Below are 22,831 nucleotides of genomic sequence, written 5' to 3' on the forward strand. Positions count from 1 at the left end.
ATAGAAATGCTGCTTCAAACATATGGCGACAGGAGGAATCCTGCCGTGCTGTTCTTTCATGCAATGGGTGTGACAGGAGCGAGCAGCGAACCGATTGCGAGGTATTTGCAGGATCGATATTTCTGCATCTTGCCCACCTCCACCGTTTACTGCGAGGGGCAGAAATATGTCAGCAAGCAGGACGAAATACGGCAGGTGGAGGACTTTCTGCATCGACAGGGCGTGGAGCGGCTGGCGATGGTGGTCGCTTCTTCCATCGGTGCAGACCTTGCCATGGCGTTTCTGACGCAGACGAAGCTGCCTGTGGAGCACGCTTTCTTTGACGGCGGGCAGTTCGCCCAAATCGGAAAGGGCACGCGCCGTATCATGACGCCGTTTCTGTATTTTGCCATCAAGAGCCTATATTGGTCGAAGGGCGGTACGCTGAAAAAGATACTGTGGTGTGACGACGATTCCATAAAGTCGTATTTTATAGACGCTGGGAAAAATCTGACCTACACAAATTTGCGGCGACAGATTCTGGACAGCCTGGAGGATAAACCCTTTCCAGCACTTTCCGAAGAACTGCAAAAGCATCTCTATTTCGAGTTTGGCAGCATAGAAGATCATTTCAAATACCGTCAAGCGGTGATAGAAGCCTATCCCTGCGGCAATTATCCCGTATTTGAGGGATACGATCACATGCAATATCAGATTCGTGATCCGAAGGGCTTTGCTGAGATGCTGGCATTTATCGCTGAACAGGACGGTATGCCGAAGCTGCCGTTTATCAGAAAGTGAGAGGACCCGATATGAAATACAAAATCGAGAAAAACACCGTGCAGGAGACGTTGATCCTCCCGCTGTATTCACGGAAGCTGTGTACGGAGTTGTATCCGAACCTTTACCGGGACGAAACGGCGGTGCGTCTGATCGACCAGATCGACTACGACTTTTCAGAGGCAGAGAAAAATTCCCGCAGCCTGATGCAGCGTTTCGGTGCGCTGGAGGTCGCCATGCGGCAGAATGACCTTGCCTTTGAAGTGCAGGCGTACCTGAAAAATCACCCCTGCGCGGCAGTGGTCAATCTGGGCTGCGGGCTGGATAACACCGGTAGAGCCTGCGACAATGGCAGATACAAGATCTACAATCTGGATTTCCCGGATGTGATTGCCCTGCGGCAGCAGCTGCTGCCCGCTGGGGAGCGGGAGCAAAACATCCCCTGTGACCTGAAAGATCCCGCATGGTTTGACAAGATCGATGTCTCCGGCGGGGCGATGTTCTTTGCCTCCGGGGTGTTCTATTACTTCCTGACGGAGCAGGTTCGGGAACTGGTGCAGGGGATGGCGGACGCTTTCCCCGGCGGAGTGCTGGTCTTTGATGCTGCCAACCGTACGGCGGTGAAGATGATCGCAAAAACATGGCTCAGAACGGCAAAAATCAAGGATGTAGGGGCATATTTCGCGGTTTCGGATGCTCCCAAGGAGATTGGCGAGTGGGACAGCCGGTTACGGGTATCCAGCAGGGGCTATATGATGGGCTACAACGACCTGAAAGACTCTTCCGTCAGCGGCTTTTTCCGATTTCTCGCCAAGGTCGGGGACAACGGGATGAAAATGCAGATCGTGAAGATCGGATTTGGAGGCAAGCTATGAAAATTCTGGTATATGGTGCAGGCGTTCTGGGGTGCAATCTGGCAAGAAATCTGCTGCGCACCGGAAAGGATGTCACTCTGTTTGCGCGGGGAAACTGGGCTGCGGAGATCAAGCAGAACGGCCTGCGGATCAAGGACAAATTTTCGCTCCGCACCTCGGTCAGCCGCATTCCGGTGGTGACTGAACTTGCACCGGATGCAATGTACGATGTGATCTTTGTGGTCCTGCGCTATACACAGCTGGATTCCGCTCTGGACACGCTGCGGGCGAATCGGACGAAGAACATCGTTTTTGTGGGGAACAATGTGCAGGCGAGGGCGCTGGCGGCGGCACTGCCGGAAAAGAACGTCCTGTTTGCCTTTGCGCTTTCTGCCGGGCATCGGGAGGCTGACCGAGTGGTCTCCATCGACCTGAAGAAGATCACCATCGGGCAGCTGACGGGTGCAACCTCCAATAAACAGTTGATCGGGCGCATCTTCCACGGCACAAAATATAAGGTTGTTTACGAGCCGAACATGGAGGACTATCTGCTCTGCCATGCCGCGTTTGTGATGCCTGCGGCCTTCGCCTGCTATAAGACAGACGGCGACCTGAAAAAGCTCAGGGGAGATACCGCGTACCTGAACCGTGTGCTGGATGCCAACATCGAGGGATACCGCGCCATCCGAGATGCCGGGCACACCATTCTGCCCAAGGAGGATGCAGACTTTGAAGGGGAGAAATACCGCAAGACCTGCCTGCGCTTTTTCAAGCTGATGTGTGTCACCTCGCTGGGCAAGCTCTGCGCCTCCGACCACGCAATGAACGCCATCGATGAAATGAGTGCGCTGAACCGGGATCTCAAGAAATTTTTCGATGCGAACGGCGCAGCCTACCCAGTATGGCAGGCACTGGAAGCGGAAGCCGGGAGGTATCTGCAATGAAATACGCTGGAATGCCCTTTGGAATGTGGGCGTTGTTTGCCGGTTCCTTTCAAAAGCAGCTGATCGCGGTGCTGTGCTATGATGCAGACACTGCAAAAGCCATACAAAGATTTAAAACTGCGTGTGGGATGTCCGGCGATTTATCTTGCTCACTAACGTCCTTTTCATCAGAAAGGTCAAGTGCTGTACAGCGATGGCATCAATCCGCCGGATGGGATGTGTGGCGTTGCTTGGCAGGTGATTGCTCCCATGGTGCGTCAGTTATCCTTGGGGGAACTGGTTCAGCCGTCTGGCACTTGGCTCAATGATGATACGATTGGTGTGTTTGCATGTCCAGACGGCATCCGACCTGTTATTTTTCTCTTGGAGGCGGAGTAAGAAATGCAATGGGCAGACGGAAAGATTCGATGCCATTGGGTGAGCCCAACTAATACCACTTATCTGCGATACCATGACGAGGAATGGGGCAGACCGGTCCACGATGACCATATGCTGTTTGAAATGTTGATTTTGGAGAATTTTCAGGCAGGTCTCACCTGGGAATGTGTCTTAAATAAACGGGAAGCGTTTCGCCGTGCTTTTGACGGGTTTGATTTACGGAAAGTGGCATCTTATAGCGAAGAAAAATTGACGGCTCTGCAAGCTGACTCTGGAATCATCCGTAACCGGCTGAAAATACGAGCTGCAGTGGTCAACGCACAAGTGTTTCAAAAGATACAGCAAGAGTGGGGCAGTTTTGACCGATACTTATGGCATTGGACAGAGAAAAAAATCATCCAAGAAGTAGACAAGGTTAGCTCACCATTATCTGATGCCGTCTCAAAAGATTTGAAAAAGCGGGGCATGAAGTTTGTTGGGACCATAATCATCTATGCCTATTTGCAGGCGGTGGGAGTTATCAACTCTCATGAATCAGGTTGCTTCCTGAATCCTTTGCAGCAGTAGAGAATGCATAAAAAGCCGGGAAGTTGACTCAAATTGTCAATGCCTCCCGGCTATTATCATACAGATATTAATATAGTTAGAATCATGGTATATATTTCATTCCCCATTGGGAAATGGCGTAAAAGACCGGCAGCAGGTCACGACCTTTCTCAGTAAGGAAATATTCCACCCGCAAGGGCATCTCGTTGTATTGGATTCGCTGTATCAAATCATCGGCTTCCAACTCTTTGAGGGCATTTGTCAGCGCCGTATTTGTAATTGGCTTTAGCATCTTTTTCAGTTCCCCAAACCGCATAGGACACTTGATGCACAGTTCATAGAGAATTTGGAGTTTCCATTTGCCCTGCAGCATTTGAACCACCGGCGTGACCGGGCAGTTTCCCTCGCCGGTTAGAATGACACTGCCAACCTTTTCTTTGAATTCTTCATAAGTCATAATTGGATCGTTCCTCGTCTTTTGCAGTATATTTTTTGATACCAGGTATAAATAATTTGCGTACTTGAACAAAAATTACTATCAGATATAATAAATATATCACTGGTTGGCCATACAGTCAACGACTGAAATCTCTTAGAAAGGTCTGAATTTTATGAAAGAACTGAACATTATGGAGGCTACTGTTCTGACCTCCCCCAATCCGCTGACACTGATCTGCTCTAAAAAGGAGGATGGTTCTACGAACCTGGCTCCCATTTGCTTTGTGTCTTACCTCTCCTTCAATCCGCCTATGGTGGGCTTCGCCACTGGCAAACAGTCCCACACCGGCAAGCGTGTGCGTGAGACCGGCAAAGTCATTGTCACTGTTCCCGGTGAGAGTCTGGCAGGCGCAGTAATGGCCTGCGGAGCATCTACCGGTGCCGAGACCGACAAGGTGGCCGCCAACAACATCGAGATGATGGCTGTGGAGGGTAGCGATATCCAGATTCCGGCGGACACCCGGCTGGCGATGGTGGCTATCTTGCAGCAGTCGGTGGAGGTGGGCGACCATATCCTGCACATCTGTCAGGTGGACAAGTTCCTGGGCGATGAGGACAAGAAGGGCCTGTATGCCTGGAACGGCTTCGGGAAAGTTGCACCTGCGGCAGAAGGCTAAATCTTAAAACGGTAAGGAGGCATCAGCGGTGGCTGTTTGTATTAAATTGAGTGGATCGTCATTGGGACTGAGACCGGACATAGGAAGGGCAAAGCCGTATCGAAACCGGAATGGGTGTGGAACATGACACATCAGGCCCATTCGCTTGGCATCCCTGTATTTATGAAGGAAGATCTGCTTCCTATCATGGGCGAGGCACAGATGGTACAAGAATTTCCCCTGGCTTTTTACCGGGTATTGGAGGAACAGAAGACATGACAGAAGTAAAAGAGAGCAGCATTCTGATTCAGGATGTAGAAACCAAAAATATTATGACAAAATCCGCCCTGCCGGTGGGAGGCTATTCCGTCAATCCTTATGTGGGCTGTACCCATGGCTGCAAATACTGCTACGCCTCGTTTATGAAGCGATTTACCGGGCACACCGAACCGTGGGGGACATTCCTGGATGTGAAACATTGGCCAGCAATCAAAAATCCGCAAAAATACAAAGGGCAGCGCGTAGTCATCGGTTCAGTGACCGATGGATATCTGCCCCAGGAGGCTCAGTTTCAGAACACCCGAAAGCTTCTTGAACAGCTCCGGGGCAGTGAGGCAGAAATTCTCATCTGTACCAAGTCGGATTTGGTAATCCGTGACATCGACCTTCTGAAAAAATTGGGAAAGGTCACGGTCTCTTGGTCGATCAATACATTGGACGAAGGCTTTAAAAATGATATGGACAATGCCGTCAGCATCAAGCGACGGCTGGATGCCATGAAGCAGATCTATGATGCGGGCATTCGCACCGTCTGCTTTATTGCCCCTGTCTTTCCGGGTATCACGGATTTTGAGGCTATCTTCCATCAGGTCAGAAATCAATGCGACCTGATATGGTTAGAAAATCTAAACCTGCGAGGCGGATTCAAAAAAGACATCCTTGACTATATACGTAAAAAACATCCTGACTTGGTTCCGCTGTACGACGCTATCTACAACAAGAGAGACAGAAGCTACTTCCGTGGTTTGGAGGATCAAGCGGAACGGCTGGCGAAAGAAAACAGCTGTCCCTTCGTGGACAACGAGCTGCCCTACGGCCGGGCAGAGCCTGGGCACCCGGTCATTGTGGATTACTTTTACCATGAGGAAGTGCGTGGCTCGGAAAACAGCGGACGACGCAACCCCAAAAAATAATTTGTGAAATAAATGGGTTCTGACATGGAGCTGTGCTTCAATGTCAGAACCTTTTTTAGCACTGTTTACCCATTCAGAAGTTTTCTTATCCCTCTTGGAAGGACTTGTACTCCGTCCATTGTTTTTCGATTTTCCCCGCTCTACAATGTAGACAGAACGATTAAATGATAGGTGTTTATCAAGTTTTACATAAAATTATATTACCGGTAAGCATACGATGAGCAGATGTTTTTTATTGCCTTTCGAGTATAGATACGTTAAAATATACTTATTAAGCATGATGAATTTGGGAGGTATTTTTCGTGGAAATTAGAGTTCTTCGATATTTTCTGACTGTAGTAAGGGAAGAAAGTATCACAAAAGCCTCAGAAGTTTTACATATCACGCAGCCGACACTTTCACGTCAGCTTGCACAGATGGAGGAAGATATTGGTGTAAAGCTGTTTGATAGAGGGACACGGAAAATCAAATTGACAAATGAAGGAATACTTCTTCGCCGTCGTGCGGAAGAAATTTTGCAGCTTGTAGATAAGACAGAAAAAGAATTAGTGGAGCAAGAGGAACAGGTGGAAGGTAAAATTTCCATTGGGTGTGGAGAAATTGCTGCTGTACAACTTCTTCCTAAAATAATTGAGTCCTTTCGTCGGAAATATCCCCGTGTTACTTTTGACATTTTTACAGCCACAGCAGATTTGGTAAAGGAACAAATGGAGAAGGGACTACTGGATATTGGTTTGCTTCTTGAGCCGGTTGATATGGAAAAATATGAATTTATTCGCTTGAATATAAGGGAAAAATGGGTGGTTCTGATGAAATCGGATGATCCACTCTCCAAGAAAGAAACGGTAAGCGCAAAAGATTTGTCTGTACTGCCTTTGATTCTTCCTAGGCGTATGAATGTGCAGAGTGAGTTGGCAAGTTGGTTTGGCAACTACTATGAGAAACTGGATATTGTTTTTACCAGCAATTTAAGTACGAACAGCGCAATTATGGTGAATGGAGGCTTGGCATATTCATTGGTGATTGAAGGGGCTGTACCGTTCTGGAATCAATCAAAGGTTACATTCAGACCGCTTGATCCGCCACTTACAGCAACAAGTGTATTAGCATGGAAACGTGGTCAGCCGTTTAGCTTAGCAACCACAAAATTCATCAAACATATTCAATGCTTTTTAGGCATGGACAAACCATAAAAACTAAGTATTTGATATAATTCAATTAGAAAATTATAATATAGGTGTAGAGATAAAGCAAACAGCTTTAATTTCTGTACCTATATTTTTTATTGAGGAGGGAGTGCCATTTCATGAAACCGGATTATGATTCCCGTATAAACGCCGGATTAAGCAAAGAAGAAATCGCAAAAATTTCAGGATGCGAAGATCAAGAAATGCAGATAAGGATGTTGCGAAAATATCGGTACAAATTGCTTGATGAGGTACATGAAAAGCAGCAGTCACTTGATGCAATCGATTATATGATCTGTAAAACAAAAAAATAACAATAAGAGGAGGAAAAGGCGTGAATCAGCAAACAACTCTGTTTTCAAACGAGAAGTTGATGGCTATGATTATTCCCCTGTTTTTAGAGCAGCTGCTGATAATGCTTGTAGGGATGGCGGACACACTGGTGGTCAGCTACGCAGGAGAAGCGGCAGTATCCGGTGTTTCACTGGTAAATCAGTTCAATACTATTTTTATTTATCTGTTTACAGCATTGGCATCTGGAGGGGCGGTTGTGATCAGCCAGTATATTGGTAGAAAGAAAAATGATGACGCTGGAGAATCCGCCAGTCAGCTTCTTTCATTTTCTGCGATTTTTTCCATACTGATCGTAGTGATGGTTCTAATTGGAAATGAAGGGATGCTTCGTCTGATGTTCGGTAAAGTGGAAGATTCTGTGATGCACTCTTGTATTACATACCTTAGGATTTCTGCATATTCCTATCCGGCATTGGCGGTTTACAATGCTGGCGCTGCCCTTTTTCGCAGTATTGGAAAAACCAGTGTGACCATGTATTTGTCGGTAATTTCCAATATCATCAATGTTATTGGAAATTTCATTGGTGTACTTGTTTTGCGTGCAGGTGTTGCAGGTGTTGCATACCCTTCACTGATCGCTCGGACATTTTCAGCCGTGATGATTACAGTACTTTGTTTTCAGAGAAAAAATGAAGTGTTCTATCGCTGCAAGTGGATTTTCCGGTGGAATGTGGATTTCATGAAACAAATTCTAAAAATCGCTATTCCAAATGGGATGGAAAACGGTATATTCCAGTTAGTCAAAGTAGCATTAAGCGGTATCGTTGCACTTTTTGGAACATATCAGATTGCTGCAAATGGTGTTGCACAAAGTATCTGGTCATTGGCTGCGCTGGCGGGAGTCGCTATGGGTCCCGTATTTATAACGGTCATTGGACAGTGTATGGGAAATGGGGATGCAGATGCTGCGGAGCATTATTTTAAGAGATTGACAAGAATCACATTGCTGATTTCATCGGCATGGAATCTTTTGATTTTTCTTCTGACTCCATTCTTTATGAAATTTTATGCTTTGCAGCCGGAGACCAAACGGCTTGTAATCTGGCTGGTTTTAATCCATAACGTGTTTAATGCAGCAGCATATCCCTTTTCCGGTGCGCTTAGTAATGGGCTGCGGGCAGCGGGTGATGTGAAATTTACCATGTATGTTTCGGTTATCTCCACGATAGCGGTGCGTCTGCTTTTATCATGGCTCTTGGGAATTGTTTTGAAAATGGGCGTGATCGGGATTGCTATTGCAATGGTTTGTGACTGGAGCATTCGGGCGGTCATTTTCTTCTGGAGGCAGAAGTCCGGAAAATGGAAAACATTTCAGGTGATATAGATTCATTTATAATAAGTTCAATATCGGTATATTATGCCTTATGGTCTTAGCAAGTTTTGCCGTTTTGCTGTGAATGTGTGGGAGGTCAATCCTGCTGGAAAAGCTGATGAACAGGTTGCCAGAGAAGGGCTTTCCTGTATGGAAGTTTGGATGAAAGAACTGGGACTTACAATGAATCTCCATGAGTTGGGGGCAACAGAAGAAATGTTGCATGGTATTGCAAATGGAACCATCATCATGGAAGGTGGATATAAGGTGTTGAATCATGATGAGGTATTGGAGATTTTGAAGAACAGTTTGTAAGCATTCAAGTAGGAGCTTTTATAACGATAATATAATAGAAAAAGGCAAGTGCTGTGAAAGAAATTTTTCTTTGATGTTGCTTGTCTTTTTTTAATTCATCACTTGACATTGTGGCAAAGAAATCCTGAAAGGGGACGAGTAGAAAAAAGAGCAGCTGCATGAGCAGGAAGAAGAAAATAGACAGAGCAGTTGATGATGTGGAATGTCCGGTGCAGTGTGGGTGTAATGCTCATGCTACATCGGACTTTTTTCGAAAATGATTTTTAATAATGTTGATTTTCAACTACTTTTAACTCAAATATTGCATCTTAACTTAAAAAGAGTTAAGATTGCAAGTAATGACATGGAATATCTCGATAAAGTTCCTGGAGTCAAGAATCAAAGTGTTTTTAAAGAAGCTTATGTTATGGGATATTCTATTTACTAATGTTGATTTTCAACTGCTGGACGAATGGGAGGTATGCTTCATGCCGTTGCAGCTTATCAGAAACGATATTACAAAAATGAGTGTTGATGCGATTGTCAATGCGGCCAACACGTCCCTTTTGGGTGGCGGCGGTGTGGACGGCTGCATTCATCGTGCGGCCGGACCGGAACTGCTTGCAGAATGCCGTACGCTGCATGGCTGCGAAACCGGCAGTGCAAAAATTACAAAGGGATACCGTCTGCCCTGCAAATATGTGATCCATGCAGTCGGTCCGCGCTGGAGGGATGGCAGGCATCGGGAGCAGGAGCTTCTGGAATCCTGTTATCGGACATCTTTGAATCTGGCGAAAGAAAATGGCTGTCAGTCTGTAGCCTTTCCGCTGATTTCCTCCGGTGTTTACGGCTATCCAAAAGACCAGGCTCTGAAGGTTGCAGTCGATACCATCAGCGAATTTCTGCTGGAAAACGAGATGATGGTCTATATCGTTATTTTTGACCGAAAGACATATCAGATTAGCGGAAAGCTGTTTGATGACATCGCAGTGTACATAGATGACCGGTATGTGGAAGAACATACCGACAGGCGGGCAGAACAGAGTCGGTGTTCCGAAGCATGGCAAGAGGAATCCTGCTTTGAAGCTGCATCTGTCCCGCTGCCGCCCGAAGCAATCTGTAAATCCTGCAGCAGTCAGTCTCTGGAAGAGGCGCTGGGACAGATGGATGAGAGCTTTTCAGAAATGCTGCTTCGAAAGATTGAGGAAAGCGGTATGACGGATGCACAGTGCTACAAGAAAGCAAATATTGACAGAAAGCTCTTCTCAAAAATCCGTTCGGATAGATTCTATAAGCCATCCAAACCTACGGTGCTGGCATTTGCCCTCGCTTTGGAGCTGCCGCTTGCCCAGATGCAGGAGATGCTCGGCAAGGCAGGATTCACATTGTCCCATTCAAGTAAATTTGACATCATTGTAGAATATTTTGTCGAACGGGGAAACTATAATGTGTATGAAATTAACGAGGCACTGTTTGCCTTTGACCAGAGTCTGATCGGAGCATAAGAACAAAGAAATGTCGCTTTCCATGCGACCACTCCACAAAAGAAAATCGCTATACTATGACTGTAAGGTACAAAACCGAGCAGCCATATGCGCGTGTAATGAGCCAAAGTTCGAGCTTGCTCGAAACCTTGGCGAATACCGCGACAGCGAGCCCGCAAGGGCGAGATCTTTTTGGAGGAGGACAAGCATATGAGAAAGAATTTAACAGAGATCGTTTTTATCTTAGACCGCAGCGGTTCTATGAACGGACTGGAACGGGATACCATCGGCGGATTCAATTCTATGATTGAGCAGCAGAAAAAAACAGAGGGCGAAGCACTGATTTCAACGGTACTGTTTGACAATGTGAGTGAAGTCCTGCACGACCGTGTAGATGTAAAGAAAATCCGACCGATGACCGACCGGGATTATACAGTTCGCGGATGCACAGCGCTCTTAGATGCCATCGGCGGTGCGATTCATCACATTGGAAATGTTCATAAGTATGCAAGACCGGAGGATATACCGGAACACACCATGTTCGTAATCACTACGGACGGAATGGAAAATGCCAGCCGCAGGTACAACAGCGAAAAAGTGAGGCAGATGATCGAGCGGCAGAAAGCGAAATACGGTTGGGAGTTTTTGTTCCTCGGTGCTAATATTGACGCGGTAGAGACCGCAAGCCAGTTCGGAATCGGTGCAGACCGTGCAGTCAACTATCAGTGCGACAGCGAAGGAACTGCGTTGAATTATGAGGTGGTCAGCGAAGCAATCAGCTCTGTCCGGTGCAGTGCCCCGTTGAACGCAGACTGGAAAAAACGTATAGATGAGGATTATAAAAAACGTGGAGGAAAATAGAAATATGCAGGCGTATACCTACGTTTCAAAAGGAAAATTCGAATTAAGAGAGAAGCCAAAACCGACCCTGATGCAGGAGCGGGATGCTATTGTCAAAGTGACACTCGCCAGCATTTGCTCCAGCGATCTGCATATCAAGCATGGCAGCGTTCCGCGGGCAGTACCCGGGATCACGGTTGGCCATGAGATGGTGGGGATTGTGGAAGAGGTTGGAAAGGCAGTTACCAAGGTAAAACCAGGAGACCGGGTGACAGTAAACGTGGAGACCTTCTGCGGTGAATGCTTTTTCTGCAAGAAAGGGTATGTGAATAACTGTACAGATGAAAATGGCGGTTGGGCGCTGGGCTGCCGGATCGATGGCGGCCAGGCGGAATATGTGCGTGTACCCTTTGCAGATCAGGGACTGAATAAGATTCCGGATGGCGTTACGGATCGACAGGCATTGCTGGTGGGCGATGTTCTGGCTACCGGTTACTGGGCAGCGCGTATTTCAGAGATCTCAGAGCAGGACACGGTGCTGATCATCGGAGCCGGCCCCACCGGTATCTGTACCCTGCTTTCGGTAATGCTGAAAAAACCAAGACGGATTATTGTGTGTGAAAAGGATAAAAATCGTCTGCAGTTTATCCGACAGCATTATCCGGAGATTTTGTTGGTTTCTCCGGAGAAGTGTGAAGCGTTTGTACGGGCAAACAGCGATCATGGGGGAGCTGACGTTGTGCTGGAGGTTGCGGGGGCGGAAGCTACCTTCCGTCTGGCCTGGGAATGCGCGAGACCCAATGGTCTGGTGACGGTGGTTGCTCTTTATGATCAGGCACAGATCCTGCCGCTTCCGGATATGTATGGAAAAAATCTTACCTTTAAAACCGGAGGAGTGGATGGCTGTGACTGTGAAGAAACATTACGGTTGATTGCAGAGGGAAAACTGAACACAGAGCCGCTTATCACCCATACCTATTCCTTAGAAAGGATAGAGGAAGCCTATGAACTCTTTGAAGGTAAGCGGGACGGTGTAATTAAGGTAGCAGTAGAATGCTAAAAGAAGATATAGATAATTCCAATCATTAATGTACTATATATGGTATGATAATGATTGGAATTTTGTTATAACAGGGGGATTTCCAACCATTAGTATATACGATTCATGAAAAATCAGGTAAAATTATGTATAGGTAATTAAGGGATCGGTTTTATGAATCCGCTGGGTCCGGATGTGGCGACAATCCGTACTTCTGGCTGTATCGTCTTTTCGCATGGAGGCAATGGCTGCCGGAGGATTTGCCGGAGAATATGAACGATGGATGGATATGGCAGATCTGCCGACCGAAGAGGAAGAGAAGGAATTAATTGCCACGCTGTTTTCTCTGAACTAAATGATCTGACGGCTGAAGCGAGGAATAAATTTACGGAAGAGGAAAACGGTTAATGCAGTGCTTTTGAGGGACAAACTTTCGTGCATTCATAGCAGAGAATACACTCTGTTCCGTTTTTCCGCTTACGGGTTTCCTTATTAACCTCCACGTTCATGGGGCAGACCTGCAGACACTTCCCGCAATGGACGCACTTATCCTCATCGCAGTGGACGCGCAGAAGAGAGAAATAGCTCATAGGTTTGAGAAAAACCGTAATGGGACACAGGTACTTGCAGAATGCCCGGTTATCTTGAAACAGGAAGGCGAACACAATACCGACAAGGTAATAAAGCGCATTTCCGGCCAGGAAAAGCCAGAACATGATTTGCTCCAGATGTGCCACCTGCATCAGAAACAGCCCGGACACCAACGCCAGAGACAGAAGAAACATCACATAGCGAAGGAAGCCCAGCTTTTCTTTTCGTGGCTTCTGCGGCTGATTGTAGGGCAGAAAGTCCAGCACCATAGCTGTCCAGCAGGCGTAACCGCACCAGCCACGCCCAAAAAGCAACGGTCCGAAAATTTTTGCAACCGCGTAGTGGATAGTTGCTGCTTCGAAAACGCCGAGAAACAGGTAGTACCAGAACCCTTCAATCTGCATATTTTCACGGGAAATCACGCCAAGGTACAGCAACATATAGCTGCCCACCGCCAACTGGACGAAATGCCGAGCATACCGTTTTCCGGCGGTAAATAGTGCTGTTCCAAGCCCAAGGCAGGCTCCGATGTAGCTGAAATTCAGCAGATAGAAAAAATTGTCCTTTGTGAGCCACAGCGTAACTGCCACTGCTTCAAACAGCAGAAACAGCAGCATAGATGGCACGTATTTGTGAAGTCTGTTTGGAATTTTCGTCATCTCTTTGATCCTCTGCTTTCTTATTTTTTCTCAATGCACGGACTGCCAGGCAGGTGCAAGAGCGTGTCTGGTATCTTAGCATAAGTATAGCAGAGAAATAAAAAAATAGGAATCAGATTCTTATAAAACATCTGCAAAAAAAAGTGAAACGATTACAGGCGCAGACGGTTATGACCGCCTGCGCCTGTAATCGTTTGGAGTCATGCCAGACTGTTTTTAAAAGCTGTCTGGAAATGGCCTGGACTGGAAAAGTTTGATGTATTCCTATGCATAGGGTATAATGTCTTTAGGAAAAAAGATATGATTACGAAAACAAAATATTCCGCAAACATGATAGAGAAAGCAGGTATGCTATGAAAAGAAAAATTATGATTGCTGCAGTGGCAGCTGCTGTGATTTTTGCGGTGATTGCGATTCTTTCCGTTTTGGCGCAGACACCGGCATTAATCTGAGAAATCGAAATGATCTGCTGTGAAATTTCCGGCGGATCATGGAAGGATTGGAAAACTGGCGTTTCGCAAATGATTTTGCCTACTTTCATACAAAAAATACTTTGAATATCAAGAAATCTATGCTACACTGATACTGCATGACAAAATAAAAGAAAGTGGGGATTGTAGTATGAGTGGTCTGTTTCGGGCTCTTCATCGGACAAAAGTGTTTCGAAATCTGACGGAGCAGGAGTTTGCATGGGTTTTATATGATGTGGGAAATTCGGCATTTATTATGCTTGCCTGTTCGCTGATTCCGATCTGGTTTAAGAGTCTGGCAATCGGTACAGGGCCGGGAAAAATCAGTTCGGATCAGGCGACGGCGTATTATTCGATTGCCATTTCAATTGTTACGGTGGTGGTGGCACTGATCGGTCCTGTCTGCGGTGTGCTGGCGGATCGTAAGGATAAGAAAAAGATCTTTTTTACCACAACGGCAGGTCTTGGCATCACAGGATGTGTGCTGAATGGCGTTGCGACGAGCTGGGTGCTGTTTCTGGTCATTTATATTGTGACAAGAGTCTGCTATAATGCATCGCTGACGATTTACGATTCCATGCTGAATGACGTGACGACGGAGGAACGTATGGATGAGGTATCCTCCTATGGCTATGCGTGGGGATACCTGGGATCCTGCATTCCGTTTCTTGTAGCACTGATTGCTTACGTGTTGGGGCCGGATATGGTCGGGGTGCTGCCGGATTTTGTCTCTAAGATGATTGGCTTTTGCGTGACGGCTCTCTGGTGGCTGGTGGTGACGCTGCCGTTGCTGAAGGAGTATCGGCAGAAGAATTACGTGGAAATGAGAACGGTTACCGTCGGTCAGACATTTGGAAAAATATTCAGAACCCTGAAAAAAATCGCAGTTTCGGACCGGAAAGTATTTTTCTTTCTGATTGGATTCTTTCTCTATATTGATGGGGTTGGAACTATCATTGACAACTGCATCAACATCGGAACCGATCTGAATCTGAATACGGTCGGACAGGTTGTTTTCCTGCTTGCCACGCAGGTTGTCGCTTTTGGAGGATCTCTGTTTTTTGCAAAATTGTCGCGGAAAAAAGACACGGTATCCCTGATTCTGATCTGTATCGCAGGCTATTTTGTCATCTGCCTCTATGCGCTGACACTGCGGACGCTGGTGCACTTTGCGATTCTGGCATTTGGAGTGGGATGCTTTCAGGGATCAATTCAGTCGTTGTCGCGGTCGTATTATTCCAAAATTATTCCGGCGGAGAATTCGGGAGAATATTTTGGCATCTACGATATTTTTGCCAAGGGCGCTTCCTTCCTTGGATCTGTAGTCATTGCAGTTGTAAAGCTGGCGGGAGGAACGATCAACGTAGCGGTTGCATGTCTGGCGGTTTTCTTTGCGCTTGGATTTGTTTTTCTGAAAATTGCAGACCATCAGCCGATGGCGGGTGAAAAATAAAAGATACACAGCATAAAAAATCTCAAAACCAGGAGAACAAGAGCAACTGGTTTTGAGATTTTTTGTTTTTGACTCCGGGGTTTCACAAAGAGAGGTTACGTGTTACGATAATCAGTGAGTCGGGCTGCCGGGAATGTGGCTGCCTGAAAAAAGCACAGACAGGCCAGATCCGGAAAGCCGGAAGAGTCGATCACAAGGATGCGTTTCTGGACACCGAGGAGCTGCACATTGGTACCAGACCCCATTACACTTCTATCTGCAGACCCCGATTGCACAGATTCATGATTACAGCATGGCGCAGTTTGAGCATTGGACGAAAGAAACATTCTCTGCCAATTTTCGCAAAATGCTGACGCTGGAACAATACCGCGATTCAAAACTTGCGCAGCTTCATCATGATTATCTGGCGGGCGGACCATTGAAATATATGGCGGTGATTTTTCGTAAGCTGGCGGATTCTGATGAAACGGCCATGCAGCTGGCGTTGGAGTTTTATCTGTGACAAGAACCCGGAAGCTTTTGAAAAATTTGAAGCCGCATTCCCCAAAAAGGAAAAGCTGAAACTGCTGGGGCAGCTGTTCTGATTCGAGCGATAAAGTTTGGCAGCAGAACGATGCTGAGGGGTAAGCAGGTGTGTGATAAAAGGAGAACAGGACAATGGGGGAATCCCGTGTCCTGTTTTTTTGCCCCTGAAAAGTGGAAATTTCCTATCCCCTCTGCATACAATACAGGTAGAGTATCTTTTCAAACCCGTTCAGAAAGGATGATCATTATGACGAAAGGCATTGTAAAAATAAAGAAAAACCGTGCATTTGTAGAGCAGCAGAACGGCGAGGTGGAAGTGGCTTCCGGGCAGTATGTGTATCTGAAAGTGGAAAATTGCTGGATTCCGGTGGTGGTGCGGTATTCGGCGCGGAGGAAGAAGTGGTATTTTAAGTATCTCGAGGAAATCCCGGTCTGCGGGCAGAAGGTGTTGCTGAAGGCGTAGCCGGTAAAGGGCGTTTCACGTATGTTTAACATGTGTTTAATCTTTCTGAGTCAGAAATTCATTATGCAGCTCCTGGATTCTGCGCTGTTCGGCAGCTTCCTGTTTTTCACGCTCCGATCAATACGAAGATCCCGCAAGCAGAGCGCAGATCAGCGTCAGACCGAAAACAAGAAGAAAAGAATAAAGATATGGATGACCGGGATGATTTTCATGATTCATAGGAAGCCTGGCTTTCTGAATGTAAAATTCGTAGATAAGGATTTTCTGTGTCTAAAATTCAGTATAGCAAACGGAATTTTTCGCGTCAATGGAAAGGATTGGTTTCTCGATTTCCAAATTCATCATTTACGCCGTCCCCAAAGTCTGCTAAGATAAAGAAAACTTGTTACCAAACGAGAAAACAGGAGTGATTTACATTGAAAAAGATTTTATTTATCGCAACCGGCGGCACAATCGCTTCGAAGAAGACGGAAAATGGTCTGACTCCGCAGATTACGCCGGAGGAGTTATTGTCTTATATTCCGGAGGTGGAAGGCCTCTGTGAGATTACGGCGGTGAATCCGTTTAATCTGGACAGCTCGAATGTGGTTCCGGAGAACTGGAGCACGCTGGTGAAAGTGGCGAAGGAGCATTACGAGGATTACGACGGTTTCGTCATCGCGCACGGAACTGATACGATGGCGTACACCGCGGCGGCGCTTTCCTATATGATTCAGAATTCGGAAAAGCCGATCGTCATCACCGGAGCACAGCGGCCGATCAATTTGGATATCACGGATGCAAAGACAAACCTGTCCGATAGCTTTTATTACGCCTGTGATGATGCATCCCAGGGTGTACAGATTGTGTTCGACGGAAAAGTCATCGCGGGAACGCGCGCGAAGAAGGTGCGGACGAAGAGCTACAATGCCTTTTCCAGCATCGATTTCCCGTACCTTGCGGTAATACAGGACCGCAGGATTCTGCGGTATCTGCCGATGCTGCCGTATGAAAAGCCGGTTCGTTTTTATGAAAACTTAAGCGATAACGTTTTTCTCTTGAAACTGATCCCGGGAATCAGCCCGGTATTGCTTCCGGCGATTTTTGAGCACTACGATGCGATCATTGTGGAGAGCTTCGGTGTCGGCGGTATTCCGGCGAGCATCAAGGAGCCGTTTTACGAGCTCTGCCAGAAGTACCCGGAAAAACTCATCATCATGTGTACCCAGGTTTCTCACGAGGGAAGCGATATGACCGTCTATGAAGTCGGCCATGAGATGAAAACCCTGTGCAACATTCTCGAGTCATACGATATGACCCCGGAGGCAGTCGCAACTAAAACCATGTGGCTTCTCGGCAACCGTCCGGATGATCATGAGAGCCGGGAAAAAGCATTCTATAAACCGATCAACTACGATACGGTCTGGAAATAAGAAAAAGAAAGACGGCAAAAAGGCTGTCACGGTCCGCAGGAAAGAAATGTTTCTGCTGGCTGTGAACGCCTCTTTTTCTTTTTGAGGAAAAAGAAATTTTCTGCAAAATTTTCAGACAGTACGGACGCAAAATTGATTTTTATTGGAAGAATTGTGCAAATTTCATAGAAAAATCAGAAACAGGTTGATATCTTTTGAACATTTTAGTAGAATTGAATTCATGATGCAGTGCGGAAAACGGCGGATTTTGGATGACGAATCCAACCGCTGGTTACAGTTACAACATATGTCGATATCGAGGAGACACCGACCGGCATCCGCTTAAAGAAGTATATGGAGAAATATTTCGATCCACGGATTTATATCGCAGGAGAGCTTGGCATCGGACTGAATTCGTGCTCGAACTGCCTCGGCAACTGCTACATTGAGGATGAATCCGCGTATGGAACTTTCCACGTAGGGCTTGGACGCAATATCGCGCTCGGCGGCGTGCAGAATGCGAAAGGCCACTTCGACCTGGTCTGCCGGGAACCCGATATTTTTACCGATAACCGTCAGATTATGGACCGGGGAAAGATTATTGCACCCGAGCCTGTGTTATACTAAAGGACAGAACCAGGAGACAAAAATTAAGAGACAAAAGGAGAAAAGACGATGAAAGTTTTATTAACAGGATTTGACCCATTTGGAGGAGAGAGCGTGAACCCGGCATTCGAGGCCATCAAACTTCTGCCGGATACCATCGCCGGAGCAGAGATCGTAAAAGTTGAGATCCCGACCGAGTTTACCAGAAGTATTTCCTGCGTGGAAGCAGCCATCAAAGAGCACAATCCGGACGTTGTCATCGATGTCGGACAGGCAGGCGGACGCGCATGCGTAACCGTAGAGAAAGTCGGCATCAACCTTGCAGACGCAAGAATCCCGGACAACGCCGGAGAGCAGCCGTCCGATGAACCGCTGCAGGCAGACGGCCCGACCGCATACTTTGCAACGATTCCGGTCAAAGCAATGGTTCAGAACGTCCGCGAACACGGCCTTCCGTGCCACGTATCCTTCACCGCAGGCACCTACGTATGCAACTGCGTCATGTACAATGTGCTTCACCTGTGCGCAACGAAATATCCGAACATCCGCGCAGGCTTCATCCACGTACCGTTCGCATGCGAGCAGGTAGTCGGAAAAGCAAGCACCATGGCAAGCATGCCGCTGGAAACGATTGCAAAATCTCTGGAATACTGCATCGAGGCAGTCGTAACCAACAAAGAAGAAGTAGAAGAAGCAATGGGAACTACCCACTAAAACAGACTTTCAGACCGTCGTACCGGAATTTTGGTGCGGCGGTCTGCTTTTTTTGCTATTTTCTCTTTTGCAAACTATATCTTTTGTGATACAATAAGATTCGTCAGAATTTTTATGCGAAAGGAACGAAAGAAAGAAAATGGAACAGGGTAAAATTTTTAAATTTCATAATGACCTTGATACAGACCAGATCATCGCATCCCAGTATCTGCTTCTGCCGAATCTGGATGAGATGAAAGGTCATGCGTTTGAATCGTTAGATCCGGACTTTGCAAAAAAAGTAAAACCGGGAGATTTTGTCGTAGGAGGAGAAAACTTTGGCTGTGGTTCCTCAAGAGAGCAGGCACCGGGCGTTTTAAAGGCACTTGGTGTACAGGCTGTTATCGCAAAATCCTTTGCCAGAATCTTTTTCCGCAACGCCATCAACATCGGTCTGCCGGCGATTGTCTGTAAAGACCTGCCGGATGCCGTAGAAGACGGGGACACCATGGTCCTCCATATGTCCGAGGGAACCGCAGAGGTGAACGGCAAAACGTACACCTGCACCAAACTGCCGGAATATATGCAGAACATACTGAATCAGGGAGGCTTGATTGCCTCTTTGAACCGCGAGGAGGAGTAAGAACCATGGGAATGACAATTGCAGAGAAAATTATCGCCGCTGCAGCCGGCGTTCCGGAAGTAAAACCGGGAGATATCCACACCGTAACACTGGATCGTCTGATGAGCAACGACGGAACAACTCATCTGACGGTTGATATGTACCGCAACAAATTAAACCACCCGCACATTGCGGATCCGAAAAAGCTCGTTTTCATCGTCGACCACAACGTGCCGTCCGACAGCCCGAAAACAGCAGCATCCCAGAAAAAGATGCGTGATTTTGCAAGAGAGAACAACATTGACTTCTGGGAAGGAAAAGGCGTATGCCATCAGGTGATGATCGAGAACTATGTCCGCCCGGGCGAGCTGATCTTCGGCGCTGACAGCCATACCTGCTCTTACGGAGCACTCGGCGCATTCGGCACCGGTGTCGGCTGTACCGATTTCCTGTACGGCATGGTAACGGGAACTTCCTGGGTACTCGTACCGGAAAGCGTAAAATTCAATCTTGTAGGAAAACTGCCGGAGGGCGTTTATGCGAGAGACCTGATCCTCACCATCATCGGCGAGGTCGGCGCAAACGGATGCAACTACCAGGTGATGGAGTTTACCGGTGAGGGTGCAAAAACGCTGAGCATCAGTGACCGTATGGCACTTTGTAATATGGCAGTCGAAGCCGGCGCCAAGACCGGTATCTTTGAGGCAGATGAGAAAGCCATGGAATACCTGAAAGAGCACGGAAGAGAGCCAAAAGAAGTCTTCCACAGCGACCCGGATGCAAAATACGTCCGAGAGTATACCTTTGACCTCTCCAAAGTCCGCCCGGTTGTTGCAAAGCCAGACTTTGTGGACCGCGTTGTTCCGGCAGAGGAAACGTGCGGAACGCCAATCAATGAGGCATTCCTTGGTTCCTGCAACAACGGAAGAATCGAAGACCTCCGTGTCGGCGCAGAGATCATCCGCGGAAAGAAGGTCGCAGAGGGTGTCCGTTTCCTCGTTGTTCCGGCAAGCCAGACGATCTACCGTCAGGCATTAAAAGAAGGCATCATCGACACCTTCATGGAGGCCGGAGCCATCGTCATGAACCCGAACTGCAGCGTCTGCTGGGGAAGCTGCCAGGGTGTCATCGGCGAGAACGAAGTGCTGATCAGCACCGGAACCCGTAACTTCAAGGGCCGTGCCGGTCATCCAAGCTCCAAAGTATACCTGGGATCCGCTGCTACGGTAACCGCATCCGCGATTGCCGGAAAGATTGCGACGGCAGATCAGATCTGACCATTTTCTTTGAGGGATACATAATATTTTTGGGAGAATAAACATATGGAAGCATTTACAGGAAAAGTATGGGTGCTTGGAGACGATATTGATACCGATATCATTATCCCGACCGAGTATCTTGCTTTAAAGACAATTGACGATATGAAACAGTACGGCTTTTCCCCGCTCCGCCCGGAACTGGCCGGACAGATCGAAAAGGGCGACATCATCGTGGCAGGAAAGAACTTCGGCTGCGGCTCCTCGAGAGAGCAGGCACCGGAGATCATCAAGGCGCTCGGCATTTCCTGCGTTATCGCGAAATCCTTTGCTCGGATCTTTTTCCGCAACTCCATCAATAACGGCCTTCTTCTGATCGAGCAGCCGGATCTGCACGATGATATCAAAGAGGGCGACACCATCACCGTCAAGATGAATGAGCATGTTGATTACAACGGAAAAACATACCCGATCGCAGCTCTGCCGGAGAACCTGATGGATATCATTCAGGCAGGCGGCCTGGTAAAGGCAATGCGCAAGCGCAACGGATTGGATTAAGAGCGGGAGGAAGAAACGATGGGCAATACAGTAATTGAAAAAATCATCCGCCACAACACCGGAAAAGACGTAAAACCGGGCGACATTGTGACGGTCAACGTGGACAGAGTCATGATTCATGATATCTTCATCCCGTTTGTCGGCGATAAATTCGAGGAGATGGGCTTTACCAAACTGTGGGACCCGGATAAAGTCGTTCTGATCTACGACCACCTCGTTCCGACAAGCCAGGTGGACGATACGAGACATTTCCACAAAGGCGATGAATTTGCAAAGAAATATGGCATGAAAAACGTACACAGAAGCGACGGAATCTGCCATCAGTTAATGACAGAGGCAGGTTACGTAAAACCGGGCGACGTTGTTTTCGGAACCGACAGCCACACGACGACATACGGCTGTGTCGGTGCATTCTCTTCCGGAATCGGCTACACAGAGATGGCGAGCATCCTTGGAACGGGTACGATGTGGATCAAAGTGCCGGAGACGATCAAAGTTGTCATCGAAGGCGAGCTGCCGAAAAATGTGATGTCAAAAGACATTATCCTGCGTCTGATCGGTGACCTCGGTGCAGACGGCGCAACGTACCGCGCACTGGAGTTCTCAGGAAGCACCGTAGAAAATATGACCGTGGCAAGCCGTATGACGATTGCCAACATGGCGATCGAGGCAGGTGCCAAATGTGCACTTTTTACCCCGGATGAGAAGACCGCAGAATACTGCGAGATCGAACTCAATGACTATCAGAAGAGCTTAAAAGGCGATGAGGATGCAAAATATCTGTGCACCATCACCTACCGCGCCGAGGATTTTGTGCCGGTTATGGCATGCCCGTCCCAGGTAGACAAGATCCGTGATACCAGCGTTCTCGAGGGAACCCCGATCGATCAGGTCTTCATCGGTTCCTGTACGAACGGCCGTCTCGAGGATCTGCAGGCGGCAGCCGAGGTTTTAAAAGGCAAAAAAGTAGCCGACTACGTAAAACTGATCGTAACACCGGCAAGCCGCAAGATTTATCTGCAGGCAAGCAAAATGGGCATTCTCGATACACTGGCAGAGGCAGGCGCCATGATTACACATCCGGGATGCGGCCTGTGCTGCGGAAGAGCGGGCGGAATCCTCTCTGACGGCGAGCGTGTTGTAGCAACGAACAACCGAAACTTTCTTGGAAGAATGGGTACTTCTAAAGTTGAAATTTATCTGGCATCTCCAAAGACAGCGGCAGCATGTGCAGTAGCTGGAAAAATTGTGACGCCGGAAGTGTAA

The 22,831-nt window shown here is 47.5% G+C and carries 26 protein-coding genes and 1 pseudogene; 25 read left to right on the forward strand and 2 right to left on the reverse strand.

Going from position 1 to position 22,831, the window contains the following annotated elements; genetic code table 11:
* The first annotated feature begins 6 nt into the window (after nucleotides 1-6).
* The 5 genes and pseudogenes from DW743_RS02335 (at nucleotide 7) to DW743_RS02355 (ending at nucleotide 3,502) form a co-directional block, all read left to right on the forward strand.
* Nucleotides 7-780: an alpha/beta fold hydrolase gene (locus DW743_RS02335; protein ID WP_055267099.1), complete on the forward strand. Its 774-nt coding sequence runs from the start codon at nucleotides 7-9 to the stop codon at nucleotides 778-780.
* An 11-nt stretch (nucleotides 781-791) separates the two neighbouring features.
* The gene (locus DW743_RS02340) at nucleotides 792-1,634 is read left to right on the forward strand and encodes a class I SAM-dependent methyltransferase (RefSeq protein WP_117760431.1); all 843 of its coding nucleotides are present in this window, start codon (nucleotides 792-794) and stop codon (nucleotides 1,632-1,634) included.
* A complete protein-coding gene (locus DW743_RS02345) occupies nucleotides 1,631-2,557 on the forward strand; it encodes a ketopantoate reductase family protein (RefSeq protein WP_117760430.1) in 927 nt (308 codons plus the stop codon). Before DW743_RS02340 ends, DW743_RS02345 begins: the two co-directional genes overlap by 4 nt.
* 174 nt (nucleotides 2,558-2,731) lie before the next feature.
* A pseudogene (locus DW743_RS19000) lies at nucleotides 2,732-2,935 on the forward strand (TIGR04076 family protein); the annotation flags it as partial.
* Between the two features lie 3 nt (nucleotides 2,936-2,938).
* Complete coding sequence (locus DW743_RS02355) at nucleotides 2,939-3,502, forward strand: DNA-3-methyladenine glycosylase I (RefSeq protein WP_055218321.1); 564 nt, start codon at nucleotides 2,939-2,941, stop codon at nucleotides 3,500-3,502.
* Between the two features lie 82 nt (nucleotides 3,503-3,584).
* Here the strand turns inward: DW743_RS02355 and DW743_RS02360 are convergent, their stop codons facing one another.
* Nucleotides 3,585-3,938 (reverse strand): winged helix-turn-helix transcriptional regulator, encoded by a 354-nt coding sequence (locus DW743_RS02360; protein ID WP_055218319.1) that lies wholly within the window; start codon nucleotides 3,936-3,938, stop codon nucleotides 3,585-3,587.
* 154 nt (nucleotides 3,939-4,092) lie between these two features.
* Here DW743_RS02360 and DW743_RS02365 point away from each other — a divergent pair, with 154 nt between their 5' ends.
* The 10 genes from DW743_RS02365 (at nucleotide 4,093) to DW743_RS18200 (ending at nucleotide 12,633) form a co-directional block, all read left to right on the forward strand.
* Nucleotides 4,093-4,596, forward strand: a complete 504-nt coding sequence (locus DW743_RS02365; RefSeq protein WP_055218318.1) for a flavin reductase family protein — start codon at nucleotides 4,093-4,095, stop codon at nucleotides 4,594-4,596.
* 254 nt (nucleotides 4,597-4,850) lie between these two features.
* Nucleotides 4,851-5,768 carry a radical SAM mobile pair protein B gene (locus DW743_RS02375; RefSeq protein WP_117760429.1) on the forward strand — a complete coding sequence of 306 codons (918 nt, stop codon included), beginning with the start codon at nucleotides 4,851-4,853 and terminating at the stop codon, nucleotides 5,766-5,768.
* 302 nt (nucleotides 5,769-6,070) lie between these two features.
* A complete protein-coding gene (locus DW743_RS02380) occupies nucleotides 6,071-6,961 on the forward strand; it encodes a LysR family transcriptional regulator (protein WP_022462480.1) in 891 nt (296 codons plus the stop codon).
* A gap of 113 nt (nucleotides 6,962-7,074) precedes the next feature.
* Complete coding sequence (locus DW743_RS02385; protein WP_022462481.1) at nucleotides 7,075-7,269, forward strand: DUF4224 domain-containing protein; 195 nt, start codon at nucleotides 7,075-7,077, stop codon at nucleotides 7,267-7,269.
* 20 nt (nucleotides 7,270-7,289) lie between these two features.
* Nucleotides 7,290-8,633 (forward strand): MATE family efflux transporter, encoded by a 1,344-nt coding sequence (locus DW743_RS02390; RefSeq protein ID WP_117760428.1) that lies wholly within the window; start codon nucleotides 7,290-7,292, stop codon nucleotides 8,631-8,633.
* A 138-nt stretch (nucleotides 8,634-8,771) separates the two neighbouring features.
* Nucleotides 8,772-8,936 carry an oxidoreductase Fe-dependent alcohol dehydrogenase family gene (locus DW743_RS18705; RefSeq protein WP_022462483.1) on the forward strand — a complete coding sequence of 55 codons (165 nt, stop codon included), beginning with the start codon at nucleotides 8,772-8,774 and terminating at the stop codon, nucleotides 8,934-8,936.
* Between the two features lie 467 nt (nucleotides 8,937-9,403).
* Nucleotides 9,404-10,420 (forward strand): O-acetyl-ADP-ribose deacetylase, encoded by a 1,017-nt coding sequence (locus DW743_RS02400; RefSeq protein ID WP_117760427.1) that lies wholly within the window; start codon nucleotides 9,404-9,406, stop codon nucleotides 10,418-10,420.
* Between the two features lie 189 nt (nucleotides 10,421-10,609).
* Nucleotides 10,610-11,260, forward strand: a complete 651-nt coding sequence (locus DW743_RS02405; RefSeq protein WP_117760426.1) for a vWA domain-containing protein — start codon at nucleotides 10,610-10,612, stop codon at nucleotides 11,258-11,260.
* A 4-nt stretch (nucleotides 11,261-11,264) separates the two neighbouring features.
* A complete protein-coding gene (locus tag DW743_RS02410) occupies nucleotides 11,265-12,299 on the forward strand; it encodes an alcohol dehydrogenase (protein WP_117760425.1) in 1,035 nt (344 codons plus the stop codon).
* Between the two features lie 172 nt (nucleotides 12,300-12,471).
* Entirely contained in the window at nucleotides 12,472-12,633 is a 162-nt protein-coding gene (locus DW743_RS18200) for a hypothetical protein (protein ID WP_158568531.1), read from the forward strand.
* Nucleotides 12,634-12,682: 49 nt separating this feature from the next.
* Here the strand turns inward: DW743_RS18200 and DW743_RS02415 are convergent, their stop codons facing one another.
* A complete protein-coding gene (locus DW743_RS02415) occupies nucleotides 12,683-13,519 on the reverse strand; it encodes a 4Fe-4S binding protein (RefSeq protein WP_416388102.1) in 837 nt (278 codons plus the stop codon).
* Between the two features lie 630 nt (nucleotides 13,520-14,149).
* Here DW743_RS02415 and DW743_RS02420 point away from each other — a divergent pair.
* The 10 genes from DW743_RS02420 to DW743_RS02475 all read left to right on the forward strand — a co-directional run bounded on the left by DW743_RS02420 (nucleotide 14,150) and on the right by DW743_RS02475 (nucleotide 22,831).
* Entirely contained in the window at nucleotides 14,150-15,451 is a 1,302-nt protein-coding gene (locus DW743_RS02420; RefSeq protein WP_117760423.1) for an MFS transporter, read from the forward strand.
* 133 nt (nucleotides 15,452-15,584) lie between these two features.
* Nucleotides 15,585-15,953 carry a hypothetical protein gene (locus DW743_RS18295; RefSeq protein ID WP_226906283.1) on the forward strand — a complete coding sequence of 123 codons (369 nt, stop codon included), beginning with the start codon at nucleotides 15,585-15,587 and terminating at the stop codon, nucleotides 15,951-15,953.
* Nucleotides 15,954-16,223: 270 nt separating this feature from the next.
* The gene (locus DW743_RS02435) at nucleotides 16,224-16,439 is read left to right on the forward strand and encodes a hypothetical protein (RefSeq protein ID WP_022462490.1); all 216 of its coding nucleotides are present in this window, start codon (nucleotides 16,224-16,226) and stop codon (nucleotides 16,437-16,439) included.
* 416 nt (nucleotides 16,440-16,855) lie between these two features.
* Nucleotides 16,856-17,851 (forward strand): asparaginase, encoded by a 996-nt coding sequence (locus DW743_RS02445; protein WP_117509129.1) that lies wholly within the window; start codon nucleotides 16,856-16,858, stop codon nucleotides 17,849-17,851.
* A gap of 333 nt (nucleotides 17,852-18,184) precedes the next feature.
* Nucleotides 18,185-18,457 carry a hypothetical protein gene (locus tag DW743_RS02450; RefSeq protein WP_191892600.1) on the forward strand — a complete coding sequence of 91 codons (273 nt, stop codon included), beginning with the start codon at nucleotides 18,185-18,187 and terminating at the stop codon, nucleotides 18,455-18,457.
* A 48-nt stretch (nucleotides 18,458-18,505) separates the two neighbouring features.
* Nucleotides 18,506-19,150, forward strand: coding sequence for a pyroglutamyl-peptidase I (pcp, locus tag DW743_RS02455; protein WP_117509128.1), 645 nt, complete (start codon nucleotides 18,506-18,508; stop codon nucleotides 19,148-19,150).
* 139 nt (nucleotides 19,151-19,289) lie between these two features.
* Nucleotides 19,290-19,772, forward strand: a complete 483-nt coding sequence (locus tag DW743_RS02460) for a LeuD/DmdB family oxidoreductase small subunit (RefSeq protein ID WP_055218301.1) — start codon at nucleotides 19,290-19,292, stop codon at nucleotides 19,770-19,772.
* Between the two features lie 5 nt (nucleotides 19,773-19,777).
* Nucleotides 19,778-21,028 (forward strand): 3-isopropylmalate dehydratase large subunit, encoded by a 1,251-nt coding sequence (locus DW743_RS02465; RefSeq protein ID WP_117509127.1) that lies wholly within the window; start codon nucleotides 19,778-19,780, stop codon nucleotides 21,026-21,028.
* 45 nt (nucleotides 21,029-21,073) lie between these two features.
* On the forward strand, nucleotides 21,074-21,565 hold the full coding sequence (locus DW743_RS02470) for a LeuD/DmdB family oxidoreductase small subunit (protein ID WP_022462500.1): 492 nt from the start codon (nucleotides 21,074-21,076) through the stop codon (nucleotides 21,563-21,565).
* 18 nt (nucleotides 21,566-21,583) lie between these two features.
* Entirely contained in the window at nucleotides 21,584-22,831 is a 1,248-nt protein-coding gene (locus DW743_RS02475; RefSeq protein ID WP_117509126.1) for a 3-isopropylmalate dehydratase large subunit, read from the forward strand.

The organism is Blautia sp. AM28-27, from assembly GCF_003480905.1.
GTDB lineage: Bacteria > Bacillota > Clostridia > Lachnospirales > Lachnospiraceae > Fusicatenibacter > Fusicatenibacter saccharivorans.

Excerpts from the sequence above, each read along its gene's own strand:
- DW743_RS02335 (WP_055267099.1), top strand. The coding sequence starts at position 7 with ATGCTGCTTCAAACATATGGCGACAGGAGGAATCCTGCCGTGCTGTTC.
- DW743_RS02340 (WP_117760431.1), top strand. The coding sequence starts at position 792 with ATGAAATACAAAATCGAGAAAAACACCGTGCAGGAGACGTTGATCCTC.
- DW743_RS02345 (WP_117760430.1), top strand. The coding sequence starts at position 1,631 with ATGAAAATTCTGGTATATGGTGCAGGCGTTCTGGGGTGCAATCTGGCA.
- DW743_RS02355 (WP_055218321.1), top strand. The coding sequence starts at position 2,939 with ATGCAATGGGCAGACGGAAAGATTCGATGCCATTGGGTGAGCCCAACT.
- DW743_RS02360 (WP_055218319.1), bottom strand. The coding sequence starts at position 3,938 with ATGACTTATGAAGAATTCAAAGAAAAGGTTGGCAGTGTCATTCTAACC.
- DW743_RS02365 (WP_055218318.1), top strand. The coding sequence starts at position 4,093 with ATGAAAGAACTGAACATTATGGAGGCTACTGTTCTGACCTCCCCCAAT.
- DW743_RS02375 (WP_117760429.1), top strand. The coding sequence starts at position 4,851 with ATGACAGAAGTAAAAGAGAGCAGCATTCTGATTCAGGATGTAGAAACC.
- DW743_RS02385 (WP_022462481.1), top strand. The coding sequence starts at position 7,075 with ATGAAACCGGATTATGATTCCCGTATAAACGCCGGATTAAGCAAAGAA.
- DW743_RS18705 (WP_022462483.1), top strand. The coding sequence starts at position 8,772 with ATGGAAGTTTGGATGAAAGAACTGGGACTTACAATGAATCTCCATGAG.
- DW743_RS02400 (WP_117760427.1), top strand. The coding sequence starts at position 9,404 with ATGCCGTTGCAGCTTATCAGAAACGATATTACAAAAATGAGTGTTGAT.
- DW743_RS02405 (WP_117760426.1), top strand. The coding sequence starts at position 10,610 with ATGAGAAAGAATTTAACAGAGATCGTTTTTATCTTAGACCGCAGCGGT.
- DW743_RS02410 (WP_117760425.1), top strand. The coding sequence starts at position 11,265 with ATGCAGGCGTATACCTACGTTTCAAAAGGAAAATTCGAATTAAGAGAG.
- DW743_RS18200 (WP_158568531.1), top strand. The coding sequence starts at position 12,472 with ATGTGGCGACAATCCGTACTTCTGGCTGTATCGTCTTTTCGCATGGAG.
- DW743_RS02420 (WP_117760423.1), top strand. The coding sequence starts at position 14,150 with ATGAGTGGTCTGTTTCGGGCTCTTCATCGGACAAAAGTGTTTCGAAAT.
- DW743_RS18295 (WP_226906283.1), top strand. The coding sequence starts at position 15,585 with ATGTGGCTGCCTGAAAAAAGCACAGACAGGCCAGATCCGGAAAGCCGG.
- DW743_RS02435 (WP_022462490.1), top strand. The coding sequence starts at position 16,224 with ATGACGAAAGGCATTGTAAAAATAAAGAAAAACCGTGCATTTGTAGAG.
- DW743_RS02450 (WP_191892600.1), top strand. The coding sequence starts at position 18,185 with ATGGAGAAATATTTCGATCCACGGATTTATATCGCAGGAGAGCTTGGC.
- pcp (WP_117509128.1), top strand. The coding sequence starts at position 18,506 with ATGAAAGTTTTATTAACAGGATTTGACCCATTTGGAGGAGAGAGCGTG.
- DW743_RS02460 (WP_055218301.1), top strand. The coding sequence starts at position 19,290 with ATGGAACAGGGTAAAATTTTTAAATTTCATAATGACCTTGATACAGAC.
- DW743_RS02465 (WP_117509127.1), top strand. The coding sequence starts at position 19,778 with ATGGGAATGACAATTGCAGAGAAAATTATCGCCGCTGCAGCCGGCGTT.
- DW743_RS02470 (WP_022462500.1), top strand. The coding sequence starts at position 21,074 with ATGGAAGCATTTACAGGAAAAGTATGGGTGCTTGGAGACGATATTGAT.
- DW743_RS02475 (WP_117509126.1), top strand. The coding sequence starts at position 21,584 with ATGGGCAATACAGTAATTGAAAAAATCATCCGCCACAACACCGGAAAA.